The organism is Modestobacter sp. VKM Ac-2982 (assembly GCF_026967935.1).
GTDB lineage: Bacteria > Actinomycetota > Actinomycetes > Mycobacteriales > Geodermatophilaceae > Modestobacter.
In genome coordinates this window covers 669,182-683,611 of record NZ_JAPVBL010000001.1, presented here as the reverse complement: position 1 = coordinate 683,611, position 14,430 = coordinate 669,182, and the positions used below count along the sequence as shown (strand labels likewise).

The 14,430-nt window shown below is 75.3% G+C and carries 16 protein-coding genes; 6 read left to right on the top strand and 10 right to left on the bottom strand.

Going from position 1 to position 14,430, the window contains the following annotated elements; genetic code table 11:
- Positions 1-14 precede the first annotated feature (14 nt).
- From pcaC to pcaH, 5 genes are read right to left on the bottom strand one after another with little or no spacing between them, the layout of a single operon-like run.
- Complete coding sequence (gene pcaC, locus O2W20_RS03395; protein WP_269170345.1) at positions 15-491, bottom strand: 4-carboxymuconolactone decarboxylase; 477 nt, start codon at positions 489-491, stop codon at positions 15-17.
- Positions 488-1,264, bottom strand: coding sequence for a 3-oxoadipate enol-lactonase (gene pcaD, locus O2W20_RS03390; protein ID WP_269170344.1), 777 nt, complete (start codon positions 1,262-1,264; stop codon positions 488-490). Before pcaD ends, pcaC begins: the two co-directional genes overlap by 4 nt.
- Positions 1,261-2,586 (bottom strand): lyase family protein, encoded by a 1,326-nt coding sequence (locus tag O2W20_RS03385; protein ID WP_269170343.1) that lies wholly within the window; start codon positions 2,584-2,586, stop codon positions 1,261-1,263. The genes pcaD and O2W20_RS03385 overlap by 4 nt, the downstream gene beginning before the upstream one ends.
- Positions 2,587-2,623: 37 nt before the next feature.
- Positions 2,624-3,304 carry a protocatechuate 3,4-dioxygenase subunit alpha gene (gene pcaG / locus O2W20_RS03380; protein ID WP_269170342.1) on the bottom strand — a complete coding sequence of 227 codons (681 nt, stop codon included), beginning with the start codon at positions 3,302-3,304 and terminating at the stop codon, positions 2,624-2,626.
- Entirely contained in the window at positions 3,301-4,068 is a 768-nt protein-coding gene (gene pcaH, locus O2W20_RS03375; protein ID WP_269170341.1) for a protocatechuate 3,4-dioxygenase subunit beta, read from the bottom strand. Before pcaH ends, pcaG begins: the two co-directional genes overlap by 4 nt.
- A gap of 70 nt (positions 4,069-4,138) precedes the next feature.
- Here pcaH and O2W20_RS03370 point away from each other — a divergent pair, with 70 nt between their 5' ends.
- The 5 genes from O2W20_RS03370 (at position 4,139) to O2W20_RS03350 (ending at position 7,962) form a co-directional block, all read left to right on the top strand.
- Positions 4,139-4,915 carry an IclR family transcriptional regulator gene (locus O2W20_RS03370; protein ID WP_269170340.1) on the top strand — a complete coding sequence of 259 codons (777 nt, stop codon included), beginning with the start codon at positions 4,139-4,141 and terminating at the stop codon, positions 4,913-4,915.
- A 62-nt stretch (positions 4,916-4,977) separates the two neighbouring features.
- Positions 4,978-6,150: a 4-hydroxybenzoate 3-monooxygenase gene (locus O2W20_RS03365; RefSeq protein ID WP_269170339.1), complete on the top strand. Its 1,173-nt coding sequence runs from the start codon at positions 4,978-4,980 to the stop codon at positions 6,148-6,150.
- Positions 6,151-6,380: 230 nt separating this feature from the next.
- A complete protein-coding gene (locus O2W20_RS03360) occupies positions 6,381-6,590 on the top strand; it encodes a hypothetical protein (protein WP_269170338.1) in 210 nt (69 codons plus the stop codon).
- Positions 6,591-6,652: 62 nt separating this feature from the next.
- The gene (locus O2W20_RS03355; RefSeq protein ID WP_269170337.1) at positions 6,653-7,273 is read left to right on the top strand and encodes a hypothetical protein; all 621 of its coding nucleotides are present in this window, start codon (positions 6,653-6,655) and stop codon (positions 7,271-7,273) included.
- The gene (locus tag O2W20_RS03350) at positions 7,273-7,962 is read left to right on the top strand and encodes a hypothetical protein (protein ID WP_269170336.1); all 690 of its coding nucleotides are present in this window, start codon (positions 7,273-7,275) and stop codon (positions 7,960-7,962) included. Before O2W20_RS03355 ends, O2W20_RS03350 begins: the two co-directional genes overlap by 1 nt.
- Positions 7,963-7,987: 25 nt before the next feature.
- On the opposite strand, the gene O2W20_RS03345 is transcribed toward O2W20_RS03350, so the two are convergent.
- Complete coding sequence (locus O2W20_RS03345; protein ID WP_269170335.1) at positions 7,988-9,604, bottom strand: GMC family oxidoreductase; 1,617 nt, start codon at positions 9,602-9,604, stop codon at positions 7,988-7,990.
- A gap of 26 nt (positions 9,605-9,630) precedes the next feature.
- The gene (locus O2W20_RS03340) at positions 9,631-10,497 is read right to left on the bottom strand and encodes an MBL fold metallo-hydrolase (RefSeq protein ID WP_269170334.1); all 867 of its coding nucleotides are present in this window, start codon (positions 10,495-10,497) and stop codon (positions 9,631-9,633) included.
- A gap of 67 nt (positions 10,498-10,564) precedes the next feature.
- On the opposite strand from O2W20_RS03340, the gene O2W20_RS03335 reads away from it, so the two are divergent.
- Positions 10,565-11,035 (top strand): hypothetical protein, encoded by a 471-nt coding sequence (locus O2W20_RS03335; RefSeq protein ID WP_269170333.1) that lies wholly within the window; start codon positions 10,565-10,567, stop codon positions 11,033-11,035.
- A gap of 76 nt (positions 11,036-11,111) precedes the next feature.
- Here the strand turns inward: O2W20_RS03335 and O2W20_RS03330 are convergent, their stop codons facing one another.
- The 3 genes from O2W20_RS03330 to O2W20_RS03320 form a co-directional block, all read right to left on the bottom strand.
- Positions 11,112-12,431, bottom strand: a complete 1,320-nt coding sequence (locus O2W20_RS03330) for a M23 family metallopeptidase (RefSeq protein WP_269170332.1) — start codon at positions 12,429-12,431, stop codon at positions 11,112-11,114.
- Between the two features lie 159 nt (positions 12,432-12,590).
- The gene (locus tag O2W20_RS03325; RefSeq protein WP_269170331.1) at positions 12,591-13,409 is read right to left on the bottom strand and encodes an ATP-binding cassette domain-containing protein; all 819 of its coding nucleotides are present in this window, start codon (positions 13,407-13,409) and stop codon (positions 12,591-12,593) included.
- On the bottom strand, positions 13,406-14,290 hold the full coding sequence (locus O2W20_RS03320; protein WP_269170330.1) for an ABC transporter permease: 885 nt from the start codon (positions 14,288-14,290) through the stop codon (positions 13,406-13,408). The genes O2W20_RS03325 and O2W20_RS03320 overlap by 4 nt, the downstream gene beginning before the upstream one ends.
- Between the last annotated feature and the right edge of the window lie 140 nt (positions 14,291-14,430).

The window sequence follows — 14,430 nt, the reverse complement described above, 5'->3', positions numbered from 1 at the left end:
GCCCCCCGGGCGCCTCAGTCCTGGGTGCCTCGATCCTGGGTGCCTCGATCCTGGGCGTCTCGATCCTGGGTGCGCAGCTCGGCCAGGATCGGCCTGGCGACGGCCAGCGCGTGGTTGGCCGCCGGCACCCCGGCGTAGACCGCGGTGTGCAGGCACACCTCGGCGATCTCCTCGTCGGTGAGCCCGTTGTGCACCGCCGCCTTCACGTGCAGCGCGAACTCGTCCCAGTGCCGCAGCGCCGCGGTGATGGCGAGGGTCAGCATGCTGCGCTCCCGGCGTCCCAGGCCCGGCCGCTGCCACAGGTCGCCCCACGCGACGCGGGTGATGAAGTCCTGGAAGTCGGCGGTGAACGGGGTGACGTTGGCGACCGCCCGGTCCACGTGGGCGTCGCCGAGCACCTCGCGGCGCACCCGCATCCCGGCCGCCCGGCGCTGATCGTCGGTCTCCAGCGGTCCGGTCTCCAGCGGTCCGGTCTGCTGCGGTTCGGTCACGGCGTGCCTCCGGTGGCGTGCGCGATCAGGGCCCGGCTGACCTGCTCGGGCTGTTCCAGGTTGGCCAGGTGCGCGGCCGGGCTGAGGCTCAGCAGCCGGGCGCCGGGGACGCCGTCGGCGATCAGCTGCTGGTGCTCCGGCGGCACCGCCTGGTCCTCCGCGCCGGAGACGACCAGCGTCGGCGCGGTGATCCGGTGCAGGTCGGCGCGCTGGTCCATCCGTTCGATGGCCGCGCAGCAGCCGGCGTACCCCTCGTCGTCCGCGGCGGCCACCATCGCCTGCAGCCGGGCCACCAGGTCGGGGTGCGCAGCGGCGTACGGCGGGGTGAGCCACCGGCTGACCACCGGCTCGGCGATCGCGCCGGTGCCCTCGGCGCGCACGGTGCGCGCCCGGTCCGCCCAGCTGGCCGCGTTGCCGGTGTGCGCCGAGCTGCACAGCACCGCCAGGGTGAGCACCCGCTGCGGCTCGCGCACGGCCAGCCGCAGCCCGGTCATCCCGCCGATCGACACCCCGGCGACGTGCGCCCGGGCGACCCCCAGTCGGTCCAGCAGCGCGACGACGTCGTCGGCCAGGTCGTCGATCGTGGCGTCGCCGGGCCCCGACGGCGAGCGGCCGTGGCCGCGGGTGTCGTAGCGGACCACCCGGAACCGCTCGGTCAGCGCCGGCACCTGCGGGTCCCACATGGACAGGTCCGAGCCGAGTGAGTTGGACAGCAGCAGCACCGGCGCCTCGGCCGGGCCCTCGACGACGGCGTGCACCTCGACGGCGGTCACGGGTGTCCTCCCTGCATCGCGATGGTGTGGGCGGCGAGGGCGGCGTCCACCTGGGCACCGGCCTCACCGACGTCCGGGGTGCCGTCGGCGACCAGTGCGGCGCCGTCGACGTCGGTGCGCTCGGCCACGAGGTCGGCCAGCGGGCGACCGGCCGCGGCCGCCTCCCGCACCGCGGCGGCGGCGGCGTCGTGCGCCGCACCCCCGCCGAGCGCCGGGGTGAGCGCCTCGGCCAGCGCCCCGGCCAGCTGCGGGTCACCGGCCGCGGCCACGGTCCGCGCCATCCGCTCGGTGTCCAGCCGCAGCGAGGACAGGCACTCGGCCAGCCAGGACGCCGCGGAGCCGACCGTGCCCAGCAGGTCGGTCAGGGTCGGCCACTCCGCGTGCCAGGTGCCCGCGCCGCGCTCGTGCTCCTGCTCCATCGCGGCGAACAGGGTGGCCACCAGGCCGGGGGCGCGGCGGGCGCAGGCCCGGGCGGAGACCGCGGCCACCGGGTTGGCCTTGTGCGGCATCGCCGAGGAGCCGCCGCGCCCCTCGGCCACCTCGGCCACCTCGGCGACCTCGGTCTGGGCCAGCAGGACGACGTCCAGGGCGATCGTGGCCACCACCCCGGCCGCTGCGCCGAGCACGCCGGCGACGTCGGCGATCGGCAGCCGCACGGTGAACCAGGGCACCTCGGTGGTGGCCAGCCCGAGCTCGGCGGCCAGCTCCCGGCGCAGGTCGACCCCGGAGCCCGAGCTGGCGGCCAGCGTGCCGACCGCCCCGCCGTACTGGACCGGCAGCGCCGCCGTCACCGCGGCGATCCGAGCGCGCACGCCGTCCAGCCCGGCGAGCCAGGTGGCGGCCTTGAGGCCGGCGGTGATCGGCAGCGCCTGCTGCAGCAGCGTGCGGCCCATCAGCACGTCGTCCCGGTGCGTGCCCGCCAGCCGGGCGCAGGTCTCCGCGGCCGCGGCCAGGTCGGTGTCGATCAGGTGCAGGCCGCGCCGGGCCAGCAGCACCGCCGCGGTGTCCACGACGTCCTGGCTGGTGGCGCCGACGTGCACCGCGCGGGCCGCGTGCGGGCCCACGGCGTCCTGGAGCGCCCGGACCAGCGGGGGCACCGGGTTGCCGGCGTCCCCGGCCCGGGCGTACACCGCCGGCAGGTCCAGCACGGTCGGGTCGGCGCACACCCGGCTCACCTCGTCCGCGGCCGTGCCGGCCACCAGGCCGACCCGGGCGGCGGCGCGGGCCAGCGCACCCTCCACCTCCAGCAGGGCCACCAGCCACGCGTCCCCGGCGGTGCCGGCCGAGACGGGGCCGCGGGCGAAGGTCGCGTCGAGGATCACGCGCCCATCCTGGCGGGTGCTCCCCCGTGGCCGGTGCTCACACTGCGAAGAAGACGGTCTCGTCCATGCCCTGGGCCGTGCAGCCCTGCAGGTGGATGTCCAGCACGTAGCCGTCCTCGCTGGGCTGGGCGATCAGCGTGGCCCGCGCGGCGTCGTCCGGGAGGCTGCGCAGCACGGCGTCCTCCGCGTTGGCGGCGGCCTCGTCGGCGAAGTAGATGCGGGTGACGAGCCGGTCGAGCAGGCCGCGGGCGAAGACCGAGACGTCGACGTGCGGCGCCTGCAGGCCGCCCTCCCCGTCCGGCACCCGGCCGGGCTTGAGCGTGCGGACGGCGTAGGCACCGCCGTCGACCGTGTGCGACCGCCCCACGCCCCGGAAGCCGGGGGTGGCGACGGCGCCGCGGGGGTCGTCCGGGTGCGCGAAGCGGCCGTCCGGGTCGGCCTGCCAGGTCTCGATCATGCCGTCGGGCACCAGGTCGCCGTTGCCGTCGAAGACCCGGCCGCGCAACCAGACGGCACCCGGGGTGCCCTCGGCGACGACGTCCGGGCCGTCGGGCCAGGTCAGGCCGATCGCCAGGTACGGCCCGACCGTCGAGCTGGGGGTCGTGCCCAGCCGGAAGGGCTCGGTCAGGAAGCCGGTGCCGCGCCGCGGCGTCCCCTGCCGGCGGTCGTTGGTCTCGTCGGCGGCCAGCACCAGGGGGGACAGTCGGTCGGCGCTCACGCGACATCTCCGTCGTCATCGGTCTCGAAGGGGGTCTGTTCGCGGCCGCGCAGCACGATGTCCCACTGGAACGCCAGCGCCCAGTTGGGCTGGGTCCGCTCCAGGTCGAACCGGCTGATCGCCCGGTGCCGCGCCGTGGTCGGCATGGAGTTGAAGATCGGGTCCTGCCCGAACAGCGGGTCGTCCGGGAAGTACATCTGGGTGACCAGCCGCTGGGTGAACGCCTGGCCGAAGAGGCTGAAGTGGATGTGCGCCGGCCGCCAGGCGTTGTGGTGGTTGCCCCACGGGTAGGCCCCGGGCTTGACGGTGGTGAACTCGTAGCGCCCCAGGTCGTCGGTCACCACCCGGCCCAGCCCGTCGAAGTGCGGGTCCAGCGGGGCGGGCCAGTTGTCGACCACGTGCCGGTAGCGGCCGGCGGCGTTGGCCTGCCAGATCTCGACGAGGGCGTGCGGCACCGGGCGGCCGTCGCTGTCGAGCACCCGGCCGTAGACGATGATCCGCTGGCCCTGGGCCTCGCCGCCCTGGCGCAGGGTCAGGTCGGCGTCGGCGGCGGCGACCATGTCCTCGCCGAGCACCGGGCCGGTGACCTCGGTCAGCCGGTGCGGCAGGTCGACCGGGGTGCGCAGCGGGGCCCGGGACGCCGTGCTCCTGTAGCCGGGGTAGGCCACCGGGGTGCGCCCGTCGGCGGGCTCCCGGAGGTAGCGGGGCAGCACCAGGGCACTGTCCGACGCCGGTCGCGGCTCGCGAGATGTGGTCCCGGTCATGCCCGGACCGTACGGCCCGGCAGTACGCTGCCGGAAGCAACTTCTTCCGCTGAGCAGAAGGTGGGGCGACGTGGCCGGTGGTGCCGCCGCGACCGGTCGATCGGTCACCTCGCGGGCGCTCGGCGTCCTGGACGCCTTCGACGCCGCCCACCCCCGGCTCAGCCTCTCCGAGATCGCCGAGCGGTCGGGCACCCCGCTGACCACGACCCACCGGCTGCTCGCCGAACTCGCCGCCTGGGGCGCCCTGGTCCGCCGCAGCGACGGACGGTACGAGATCGGCCGCAAGCTCTGGGACCTCGGGCTGCTCGCCCCGGTCGACCTGGAGCTGCGCCAGGTCGCCTCGCCGTTCCTGCTCGACGTGCACACCGCCACCCGCGACACCGTGCACCTGGCGGTCCGCGAGGGCACCAAGGCGCTCTACGTCGAGCGGATCTCCGGCCGCGAGTCGGTGCCCGTGGTCAGCCAGGTCGGCAGCCGGCTGCCGCTGCACGCCACCGGGGTGGGCAAGGTGCTGCTGGCCTCCGCGCCGGACGACGTCCTGGAGCAGGTGCTCCGGCAGCCGACCCGGGAGACCCGGCACACCGTCGTCGACGCCGGGCTGCTGAGCCGGGAGCTCGCCGAGGTGCGCCGCCGCGGCTGGGCCCGCACCGCGGAGGAGATGAGCCTGGGCGCGGCCTCGGTCGCCGTCCCGGTGACCGTGGAGCGGCTGTCCGGGCCGATCGTCGTCGCCGCGCTCGGCATCGTCGTCCCGGCCCACCGCCGCGACGTCGCCCGACTGGCCCCGGTGCTGCAGGTGGCGGCCCGGGGCATCGGCCGGGCCCTGGCGCGCACCGAGCAGTTCCGCTGATCCTTCCGCCCAGCGGGAGGAGGAGGTCGCCCGACGTCGGCGGCGGGGGTCACACTCGGGCGATGCGCACCCAGGTGGGGATCATCGGAGCCGGCCCGGCGGGACTGCTGCTGTCCCGGCTCCTGCAGCTGCAGGGCATCGACACCGTCGTCCTGGAGAACCGCTCCCGCGCCTACGTCGAGGCCCGGATCCGCGCCGGGATCCTGGAGCAGCACACCGTCTCCACGCTGATCGACGCCGGCATGGGCGACCGGCTGCAGCGCGAGGGCCTGCCGCACGACGGCATCTTCCTGCAGTACCCCGGCACCCGGCACCACCTGGACTTCCCCGAGCTCTGCGGGCGCAAGGTGTGGGTCTACGGCCAGACCGAGGTGACCAAGGACCTCATCTCCGCCCAGCTCGACGGCGGCCCGCCGCTGCTGTTCGAGGTCTCCGACGTCACCCCCGAGGACGTCGACACCGACCACCCGCGGATCCGGTTCACCGACGCCGACGGCGTGCCCCAGGTGCTCGAGTGCGACGCCATCGCCGGCACCGACGGCTTCCACGGCGTCTCCCGCCCGGTGGTCACCGCCGGCACCTCCGGCCGGCTGTGGGAGCGCACCTACCCCTACGCCTGGCTGGGCATCCTGGCCGACGTCGCCCCGTCGGAGGACGAGCTCGTCTACGCCTGGCACCCCGACGGCTTCGCGCTGCTGTCGATGCGCTCGCCGTCGGTGTCGCGGCTGTACCTGCAGGTCGACCCGGACGAGAAGATCGAGGACTGGTCGGACGACCGGATCTGGGACGGGCTGTCCACCCGGTTCGCCCTCGACGGCTGGGAGCTGGAGACCGGCCCGGTCACCGAGAAGTCGATCCTGCCGATGCGCTCGTTCGTCAGCGCGCCGATGCGCCGCGGCCGGCTCTTCCTGGCCGGCGACGCCGCGCACATCGTCCCGCCGACCGGCGCCAAGGGCCTCAACCTCGCCGTCGCCGACGTCACCCTGCTCGCCACCGCACTGGTCCGGCTGCTGGCCGAGAAGCAGACCGACCTGGTCGACAGCTACTCCGACCGGGCGCTCGCGCGGGTCTGGCGGTGCACCCACTTCTCCTGGTGGATGACCTCGATGCTGCACCGCGCCGGCGACGACTTCGACGCCGAGCTGCAGCTGTCCCAGCTCCGCCGGGTCTGTTCGTCCGAGGCCGCCGCCCGCGAACTCGCTGAGAACTACACCGGCCTCCCCCTCGACGCCTGACCCCTCGACCACCAAAATGGCCATCTTGGTGGCTGAGGGTCGGGACGGCGCTCGGTCCGGGCTGTCGCGGAACCGCGTGCACTGGCAGACTCTGACGGGGCGGATCGTCCAATTGCGGTCGACAAGTCGACGTCAACTGTCAGACTTCGCGCATCAGATGATCGACTTCGGCTACTTCTGCCCAGTGCGACACCGGACACGGACCAGTCCGCACCACTAACTTCTCCACCATGCTCTCGACGCTCCTGACCATCGCCGGCGTCCTCGTGGGGCTGTTCGTCCTGCTCTCCCTGATCGTGCACCTCAGTGCCCGCCCGGCCACCCGGGGCAGCACGACGGGCAGCCGTGCACCGGGCTGGGTGAGCGACGCCGGGCAGCCGCACCCCGACCCGTGGGCGCCGCTGTCGACCACGAGCACCCAGATCCGCACCGTCCGCTGAGCTGACCCGCGACCCGGCGGTGGTCCGGCGCGGGAGTTCCGGCCCCGGCTAGGCTCGCCGCGATGACCAGCGACTCGCCCGCGCTGCAGGTCTACCCGATCGGTCAGCTGATCGGCGTCCGCGCGGTCGTGGACCAGTTCGACGTCCGGGTCGGTGCGGCCCTGCACAGCCTCACCTCGGCGGAGTTCGGGGTCTGGGCGATGGCGCACGGGCCGGCGGACCACCAGCCGCGCCCGTGGACCCCGGACGCGCTGGCCGCGCAGGCCGAGGCGGTCGGCCTCCCGGACTGCGCGCAGCGACTGGCCCGGCTGCAGGAGCAGGGTCTGGTCGCCCTCGCCGCGCCGGGCACCGACTCGGCCCGCGACCTGGCCCGCCGGGTCCGGATGGTGCCCCTGGTGCTGGGGCTGGGGAACAGCGGGGCCGCGCCGGACGCCTACGCGGTCGGGCTGCCCGGCCGCCCGCTCGCCGTGCTGTCGGCCGCCGCCTACGACCTGTTCGAGTGGGCGCACATGGAGACCAGCCTGTGGCGGGCCTGCGAGGGCGCCGCGGCCACCGCGGAACGGGTCGGCATCACCGACCCCCTCGCCACCGACCCGGACGCGCTGTTGACCTCGCTGCTGGAGGACCTGCACCGGCTCCTCACCCCCAACGCCGTCCACCTGGACACCTGGGCGGTGAGCTGATGGCCACCGCCGACCCGGTGCACCCGGCGGAGGAGGCGCTCGTCTTCCCCGTCGGCCATCCCATGGGCGCCTTCCACCAGCACCGCGGGGAGCCACCGAGCTACTGGGTGGTGCGGCTGGGCTGGGACAGCCCGCTGCTGGGCGACCAGACCACCGCCGACGTGTGGACGCTGACGCACGGGGTGCCCAGCCGGGTGCAGGACGGCATGCCGTGGACCCGGACCGCGGTGCGCCAGGCAGCCGAGGAGGCCGGGGTCCCCGACTGTGACCTCGTGCTCGACGCGCTCATCGAGCGGGGGCTGGTGGCCGAGCTCCTCCCCGGCTCCGAGCCGGCCGCCGAGTTCGCCCGCACGCACCGGGTCCAGTCGCTGCTGCTCGGGCTGGGCGAGCCGCCCGGCCGGCCGGGTGTCGACGGGATCGGCCTGCTGGGCACCCCGGCGTCGGCCCTGGTGGGGCCGGCCACCTACGAGTTCTGGCAGTGGGCCCACCTGTGGCCGACGCTGGCCGACGCGGCCGTCGGGCTGGCCGAGATGGCCGGCCAGGCGCCGGACCCGGACCCGGCCGACACCGACCCCGCCGCGGTGCTGGACCGGTCGTTCCGGGAGCTGCACCGGCTGCTGTCCGGCAACGCCGTCTACCTGGACCGGTCCCTCGCCGTGGCCGACGCGGCCCGCGACGCCGGCGGCTGAACCCACCGTCCGGCGGGGTGGTCCGTCAGCCGCCGCCGGTCATCAGCTCGGCGGCCCGCTCCCCGATCGCCACGGCCGTCGCCGCCGGCCCGCGGGACGGCACCACCGGCATCACCGAGGTGTCCACCACCCGCAGGCCCGCCACCCCCCGCACGCGCAGGTGCTGGTCGACCACCGCCCCGGGGTCGGTGGCCGGCCCCATCCGGGCGCTGCCGGCCAGGTGCACGGCGGTCGCCAGGTGCGCCCGGGTCCACCTGTCCAGTTCCCGGTCGTCGGCCAGGACGTCGTCGGGCAGGCCGGTGCGCTCGGCGACCAGCGGGACGAAGGCCGGGGTCCGCAGCAGCTCGGCGGCCAGCCGGACGCCGGCCCGCAGCCGGCGCCGGTCGGCGTCCTGCGTCAGGTAGCGGTACTGGATCCGTGGCTGCACCAGCGGTTCGGCGGTGGTCAGGCTGATGCGCCCGCGGCTCTCCTCCTGCTGCAGGGCCACGGCGAGGTAGAGGTCGTCCCGCCGGCGCGCGGAGTCCAGCAGCCGCGGCACGGAGGCCCCCCGCAACGCCCGCAGCGTCGCCGCGGGCCGGCGCAGCACCTCGGCCACGCCGGAAAGCGCCGACCCCGAGGACCGCGACAGCATCACCTGCCGGAACGGCTTGAGCCAGGGCATGACCTCGAGGTGGTCGGCGGTGTTGAGGGCGGTGGCCAGCGGGAGCAGCCCGCGGGGCATCGGGGTGCGCCGGGACGGCCGGTAGGTCACGTAGACGTCGGGGTGGTCGCTGAACCCCTGCCCCACTCCCGGGACGTCGGCGACGACGGCGACGCCGGTGGCCCGCAGGTGGTCGGCGGGGCCGATCCCGGACAGCAGGAGCAGGTGCGGGGAACCGACGGCGCCGGCCGACAACACGACCTCCGCGGCGCGCACCGGGCCGCGGTCGGTCTGCACGCCCACCGCCCGGCCGTGCTCCACCAGCACCCGGGTCACCCGCACCCCGCCCCGCACGGTCAGCCCGGGCCGCCCCCGGCGCGGGGAGAGGTAGGCCATCGCGGTGTTGACCCGCACGCCGTCGGCGACGGTGAACGGCACCGGGCCGTGCCCGGGCGGGCCGTCGGCGTTCTTGTCCGGCTCGGCCGGGAAGCCCAGCGCGTCGCAGGCGCCGGCGAAGGCATCGGTGACGGGATGCGGCTCGTGCACCCGGGTGACCGGCAGCGGGCCGGTCGAGCCGTGCCCGGGGCGGTCGCCGTAGTCGGCGTCGCTCTCGCACCGGGCGAAGGCCGGGCGCAGCGCGTCGGCCGACCACAGGTCGTTGCCGGCGGCGGCCCAGCCCTCGAGGTCGGCGCGGGTGGCCCGGATGAAGTACGTGCCGTTCAGCGCGCTGGAGCCGCCCAGCACCTTCCCCCGGGGCACCGGCCAGCGCAGGTCGTCGGTGAGCTCTCCGGTGAGCTCCCAGTTCGCCGGGTGGCCGGGGGTCGCGGCCCCCATCGTCGCGGCGTCCCGGATCGTCGCGGGGAAGTCCTCCGGCCGCGGGTGGTCGGCGCCGGCCTCCAGGACCAGCACCCGCCGGCCGGCGTCGACCAGGCGGGCGGCCAGCGCGCAGCCGGCGGAACCGGCGCCGACGACCACGACGTCCCACTCCCCGGCCGGCTCCACCCCCGGAACAGTAGGACGGTGGCCGGTCAGGCCAGCCGCACCCGGTCCCCGGCGGGCTCCACCCGGCCCTCGGCGGCCAGCTTGGCCAGCGTGGCCCGGGTCGACTGGGCGGCGGCCGGCCAGACCGCCTGCGGCACGCCCGCGTAGACCACGGCGACCAGCTCCTCGACCGTCCGGGCGCCGGCCGCGAGGGCGTCGAGCAGCTGCTGCTCCCGGTACGCCCGGTGGGCCAGGTAGAACCGCAGCACCGCCCCGGGGTCGGTGGTCAGCTCGGGCCCGTGGCCGCAGTACAGCGCCGAGGGCCCCAGGTCGTGCACTCGGCGCAGCGACTCGAGGTAGGCCAGCACGTCGCCCTCGGGATGGGTGACCACGGAGGTGCCCCGGCCGAGCACGTGGTCGCCGACCAGAACCGCCCCGGAGGCCAGCCGGAAGGCCAGGTGGTCGGCGGTGTGCCCGGGCGTGGGGACGACGTCCAGCGTCGTCCCCGCCAGCTCCAGCCGCTCCCCTGCCCGGAGCAGCCGGCCACCCGGTCCGGCGACCTCACCGGTGGCGGCGGCGACCGGTGCACCGAAGTGCCGGCCCCAGGGCAGCGCCGCCTCGGCGTGGTCAGCGTGGTGGTGGGTGACCAGCACGGCCACCACCCGGGCGCCGCGGGCGGCCAGCGCGGCCTCGACGGCGGCCAGGTGGGCGGCGTCGTCCGGGCCGGGGTCGACGACGACGGCCTGACCCGAGCCCGGTTCGCCCACCAGGTGGGTGTTCGTGCCGTCCAGCGTCATCGGCGAGGGGTTCGGGGCCAGCACCCGGGTGACCAGCGGCTCGGGGTCCGCGACCGGGGCCATCTCCCCGGGCGGGGGCAGCGCCCAGCTGGTCCGCGGGTCGACGGGGGCGGTCACGCGGAGCACCGTAACCGGCCCCGGCGGGCCTCGGTGCTCGTCGCCGGCAGCGGATACCGTCGAGGTCATGCGCGCACTCGCCACCCCCTTCCGCGCCGGTCTCGCCACCGTCGCCGTCGTCCTCCTGTCGGCGTGCGGCAGCGACGACGAGCAGCCCGACGCCGCGTCGACGACCAGCAGCCCGACCAGCTCCGCCTCCGCCGAGGCCACCACCTCCGACGAGGAGGTGCAGGCGTTCTGCACCGAGGCCGAGGCCGTGCTCACCGCCCCCGAGGCAGCCGAGCTGACCCAGGAGGAGCTGCTCGACCAGACCATCGCCCAGCTGGAGGAGCTGGACGCCCCGGCCGAGATCAGCGCCGACTGGGACGTCCTGATCGACACGTTCGTCGGCATCCGGGACACCCTCGGCGACATCGACCTGACCACCCCGGAGGGCCAGGCCAGCGCGGAGCAGGCGCTCGCCGAGATCGAGGCGCAGGCGACCGAGTCCCAGACCCGGCTGGACGCCTGGATCACGGAGAACTGCGACAACGCCTGACCCCCGACGCACCGCGGCCCGGCCCCCTCCCCAGGGTGCCGGGCCGCAGTGCGCTGCACCGGTCGTCGTCCAGGGCTCAGCCGCAGCCCCGGATCGTGATGCCGCGGTCCCGCAGCCACGGCACCGGGTCGACCTGGCCGCTGTGCATCGCCCCGCCGGGGTGGACCTCGAAGTGCAGGTGCGGCCCGGTCGACTGGCCCCGGTTGCCCACCTCGGCGATCTGCTCACCGGCCGCGACCCGCTCCCCGGCGCGGACGAAGATCCGGTTCACGTGCCCGTACACGGTGATCGCACCGTCGTCCCCGCGGAGGTAGACCGCCAGCCCGAAGCCGGTCGCCGGCCCAGCCCGCTGGACCACCCCGGCCGAGGCGGCGTGCACCGGCGTGCCGATCGGCGCGCCGATGTCGACGCCGAAGTGGGTGACCCCCCAGCGTGAGCCGAAGCAGCTGCTGGTGATGCCGACGGTCGGCCGGGCGTAGCCGGACCCGGCGGTGTCGGCGTCCGCCAGGAGTGCCTGCCGGTCGTCGGCGAGCGCCTGGGCGCGGGCCTGCTCCTCGGCCAGCCGGGCCGCGGCCTCCTCGGCCGCCTTCTGCTGCTGCCACACCTCGAAGGCGTTGCGGGCTCCCTGCAGGGTGAGCAGCTGAACCTGGGCGTCCTGCAGCTGCTGGTCCAGCGCCGCCTTGTCCGCGGTCACCTGGGTGTACACCGACTGCTGGTTGGCCAGCTGCCGCTCGGCCTCCACCCGGGCCGCCTCGGCCGCCGCCTCGGCCGCCACCTTCTCGTCCCGGGCCGCCCGCGCGGCCGCGTCGGCCTGGGCCTGCGCCACCCGGGCCGCCTCCATCACCCCCAGGACGTCGACCTGGTGGTCGCCGACGTAGGACAGCATCGCGGCCTTCTGCACCAGCTCGGCCGGCCCGCCGACGTCCAGCAGCGCCATCTCGCTGGTGAGCTCGCCGCCGTTCTTGTACGTGTCCCGCGAGAACTCGGCGATCCGTGCCTGGGCGGCGGCGACGGCGTCGGCCGCGGCCTGCAGGTCCTGCGCCGTCCGTGCGGCCGCGGCCTCGGCCTGCACCCGGGCCTCCTCCGCCGCCAGGTAGACGGTGCCGGCGGCCTCGGCCAGCACCTGGACCTGCTCCAGCTGTGCCTCGGCGGCGGCCACCTGCGCGGCGATCCGGCCGACCTCGGCCGCGGCCGCGTCCTGCGCCGACTGGGCACCGGCCAGCTGTTCGTCACTCGGGTTGACCGGCTCGGCCCGCGCGATGCCACCCCCGGCTCCGACCAGCACGGCCGCGACGGCCGCGGTGAGCGCACCGGCCAGCAGTCGGGACGGCCGGCGGCGTCCGGCGCGGACCCGGCAGCCGGCCGCCGTGGCCGGGCGCCGTACGTGCTGCGTCATGGTCGCTCCCTGGGGAAGAGGGATGGACGGGTGGACGCAGCGAGCGTCCCAGTCGCACCACCAGTCACAGATGCAACACGCGCAGCTACCGCGCGTCCGTCTCAAAGAGCTCGGTCATCGCCGCACCCGGTCCCCCTGTGCCCATGTCGACCCGACAGGTCAGGGCGCGCCCGGTCGCCCCAGCTCCTCGGCGAGCCGGCTGAGCTCGTCCCCCCCGGCCATCATGTCGGTCAACTGCTCCCGGGTCACGTCCGCCTTGGCGAAGTCGCCCATGCTCCGGCCGCGGTTGAGCAGCAGGAAGCGGTCGCCCACCGGGTGCGCGTGGTGCGGGTTGTGGGTGATGAAGACGACGCCGAGCCCCTGGTCGCGGGCCTGGGCGATGTAGCGCAGCACCACGGCGGCCTGCTTGACGCCCAGCGCAGACGTCGGCTCGTCCAGGATCAGCACCCGGGCCCCGAAGTGGACCGCACGGGCGATCGCCACCGACTGCCGCTCGCCACCGGAGAGCGTGCCGACCGGCTGGTCGGGGTCACGGATGTCGATGCCCATCGCCGCCAGCTCACGGCGGGTGACGTCCTTGGCCGTCGCCCGGTCGAACCGCCGGAACGGGCCCCAGCCGGTCGTCGGCTCCGAGCCGAGGAAGAAGTTCCGCCAGATCGACATCAGCGGGATCATCGCCAGGTCCTGGTAGACGGTGGCGATGCCGGCGTCCAGCGCCTCGCGCGGCGCGTCGAAGTCGACCGCTCCACCGTCCAGGAACAGCTGTCCCCGGGTGGGCCGGTGCACCCCGGAGAGCACCTTGATCAGCGTCGACTTGCCCGCGCCGTTGTCCCCCAGCACGCAGGTGACCTGCCCGGCGCGCACGCTGGAGGAGATGCCGTCGAGCGCGATGACCGAACCGAAGTCCTTGCCGATGTCGCGCAGCTCCAGCAGCGGGGTGTCCCCGGGCGCGGCCGGTCGGTCGGCTGCGGCGCTCATCGCGGAGCCGCCTCGGCGTAGCGCCGGACCAGCCGGTTGGTCAGCACCGCGAGCAGCAACATGGCCCCGAGGAAGAAGTAGAACCAGTCGGCGTCCCAGTTCAGGTAGACGATCCCCTGCTGGGTCATGCCGAAGATCAGCGCGCCGAGCGCCGCGCCGATGGCCGAGCCGTACCCGCCGGTGAGCAGGCAGCCGCCGATCACGGCCGCGACGATGTAGATCAGCTCCTGGCCGGTGCCGGTGTTGGCCTGCACGGAGGTGAGCCGCACGGCGGTGATCGAGCCGACCAGCCACGCGGCGGTCGCGGTGGTCATGAACAGCACGATCGTCGTCCGCCGCGCCGGGACCCCGACGTTGCGGCTGGCGACCTCGTCACCGCCGGTGGCGAAGACCCAGTTGCCGAACCGGGTGCGCACCAGCACCCAGGCGGCCAGCGCGGTGACCAGCAGCCACCAGAGGACGGCGATCCGGAACGGCTGCCCGAAGACCTCGACCGTGGACGCCAGCACCAGCTCGGCCGAGTGGTAGCCGGACGCATCGGCCAGCCCCCGCACCTGGACCGTGCCGGTGAACGCCTTGGTGAGCCCCAGGTTGAGCCCCTGCAGCATCAGGAAGGTGCCCAGCGTGATGATGAAGCTGGGCAGGCCGGTGCGGGTGACCAGCCAGCCGTTGAAGGCGCCGATCCCCAGCGCCAGCACCAGCGCCGCGGCGATCGCCACCCAGATGTTCTGCTGGAACTCCACCGCCACGACGCCCACGGTCAGCGCGGTGGTGCCGGTCATCACCCCGGCGGAGAGGTCGAAGTGCCCGCCGATCATCAGCAGGGCGACGGCGACCGCCATGATCCCCAGGATCGAGGCGACGTCCAGCCAGTTGGCCACCCCGGCCAGCGACCGGAAGACGTCGGACTGGGCGGAGAAGAACCCCAGGATGACGACGGCACCGATCAGCGACCCGAGCTCGGGCTTGACCAGCAGCCGCCGCCACGGGCTGACCCGGGCGACGCGTTCGTCGGCGCGCG

Coding starts and splice junctions, on each gene's coding strand:
- O2W20_RS03360 (WP_269170338.1), top strand. CDS start 6,381: ATGCTCTCGACGCTCCTGACCATCGCCGGCGTCCTCGTGGGGCTGTTC.
- O2W20_RS03335 (WP_269170333.1), top strand. CDS start 10,565: ATGCGCGCACTCGCCACCCCCTTCCGCGCCGGTCTCGCCACCGTCGCC.
- pcaH (WP_269170341.1), bottom strand. CDS start 4,068: ATGACCGGGACCACATCTCGCGAGCCGCGACCGGCGTCGGACAGTGCC.
- O2W20_RS03325 (WP_269170331.1), bottom strand. CDS start 13,409: ATGAGCGCCGCAGCCGACCGACCGGCCGCGCCCGGGGACACCCCGCTG.
- O2W20_RS03355 (WP_269170337.1), top strand. CDS start 6,653: ATGACCAGCGACTCGCCCGCGCTGCAGGTCTACCCGATCGGTCAGCTG.
- O2W20_RS03330 (WP_269170332.1), bottom strand. CDS start 12,431: ATGACGCAGCACGTACGGCGCCCGGCCACGGCGGCCGGCTGCCGGGTC.
- O2W20_RS03350 (WP_269170336.1), top strand. CDS start 7,273: ATGGCCACCGCCGACCCGGTGCACCCGGCGGAGGAGGCGCTCGTCTTC.
- O2W20_RS03365 (WP_269170339.1), top strand. CDS start 4,978: ATGCGCACCCAGGTGGGGATCATCGGAGCCGGCCCGGCGGGACTGCTG.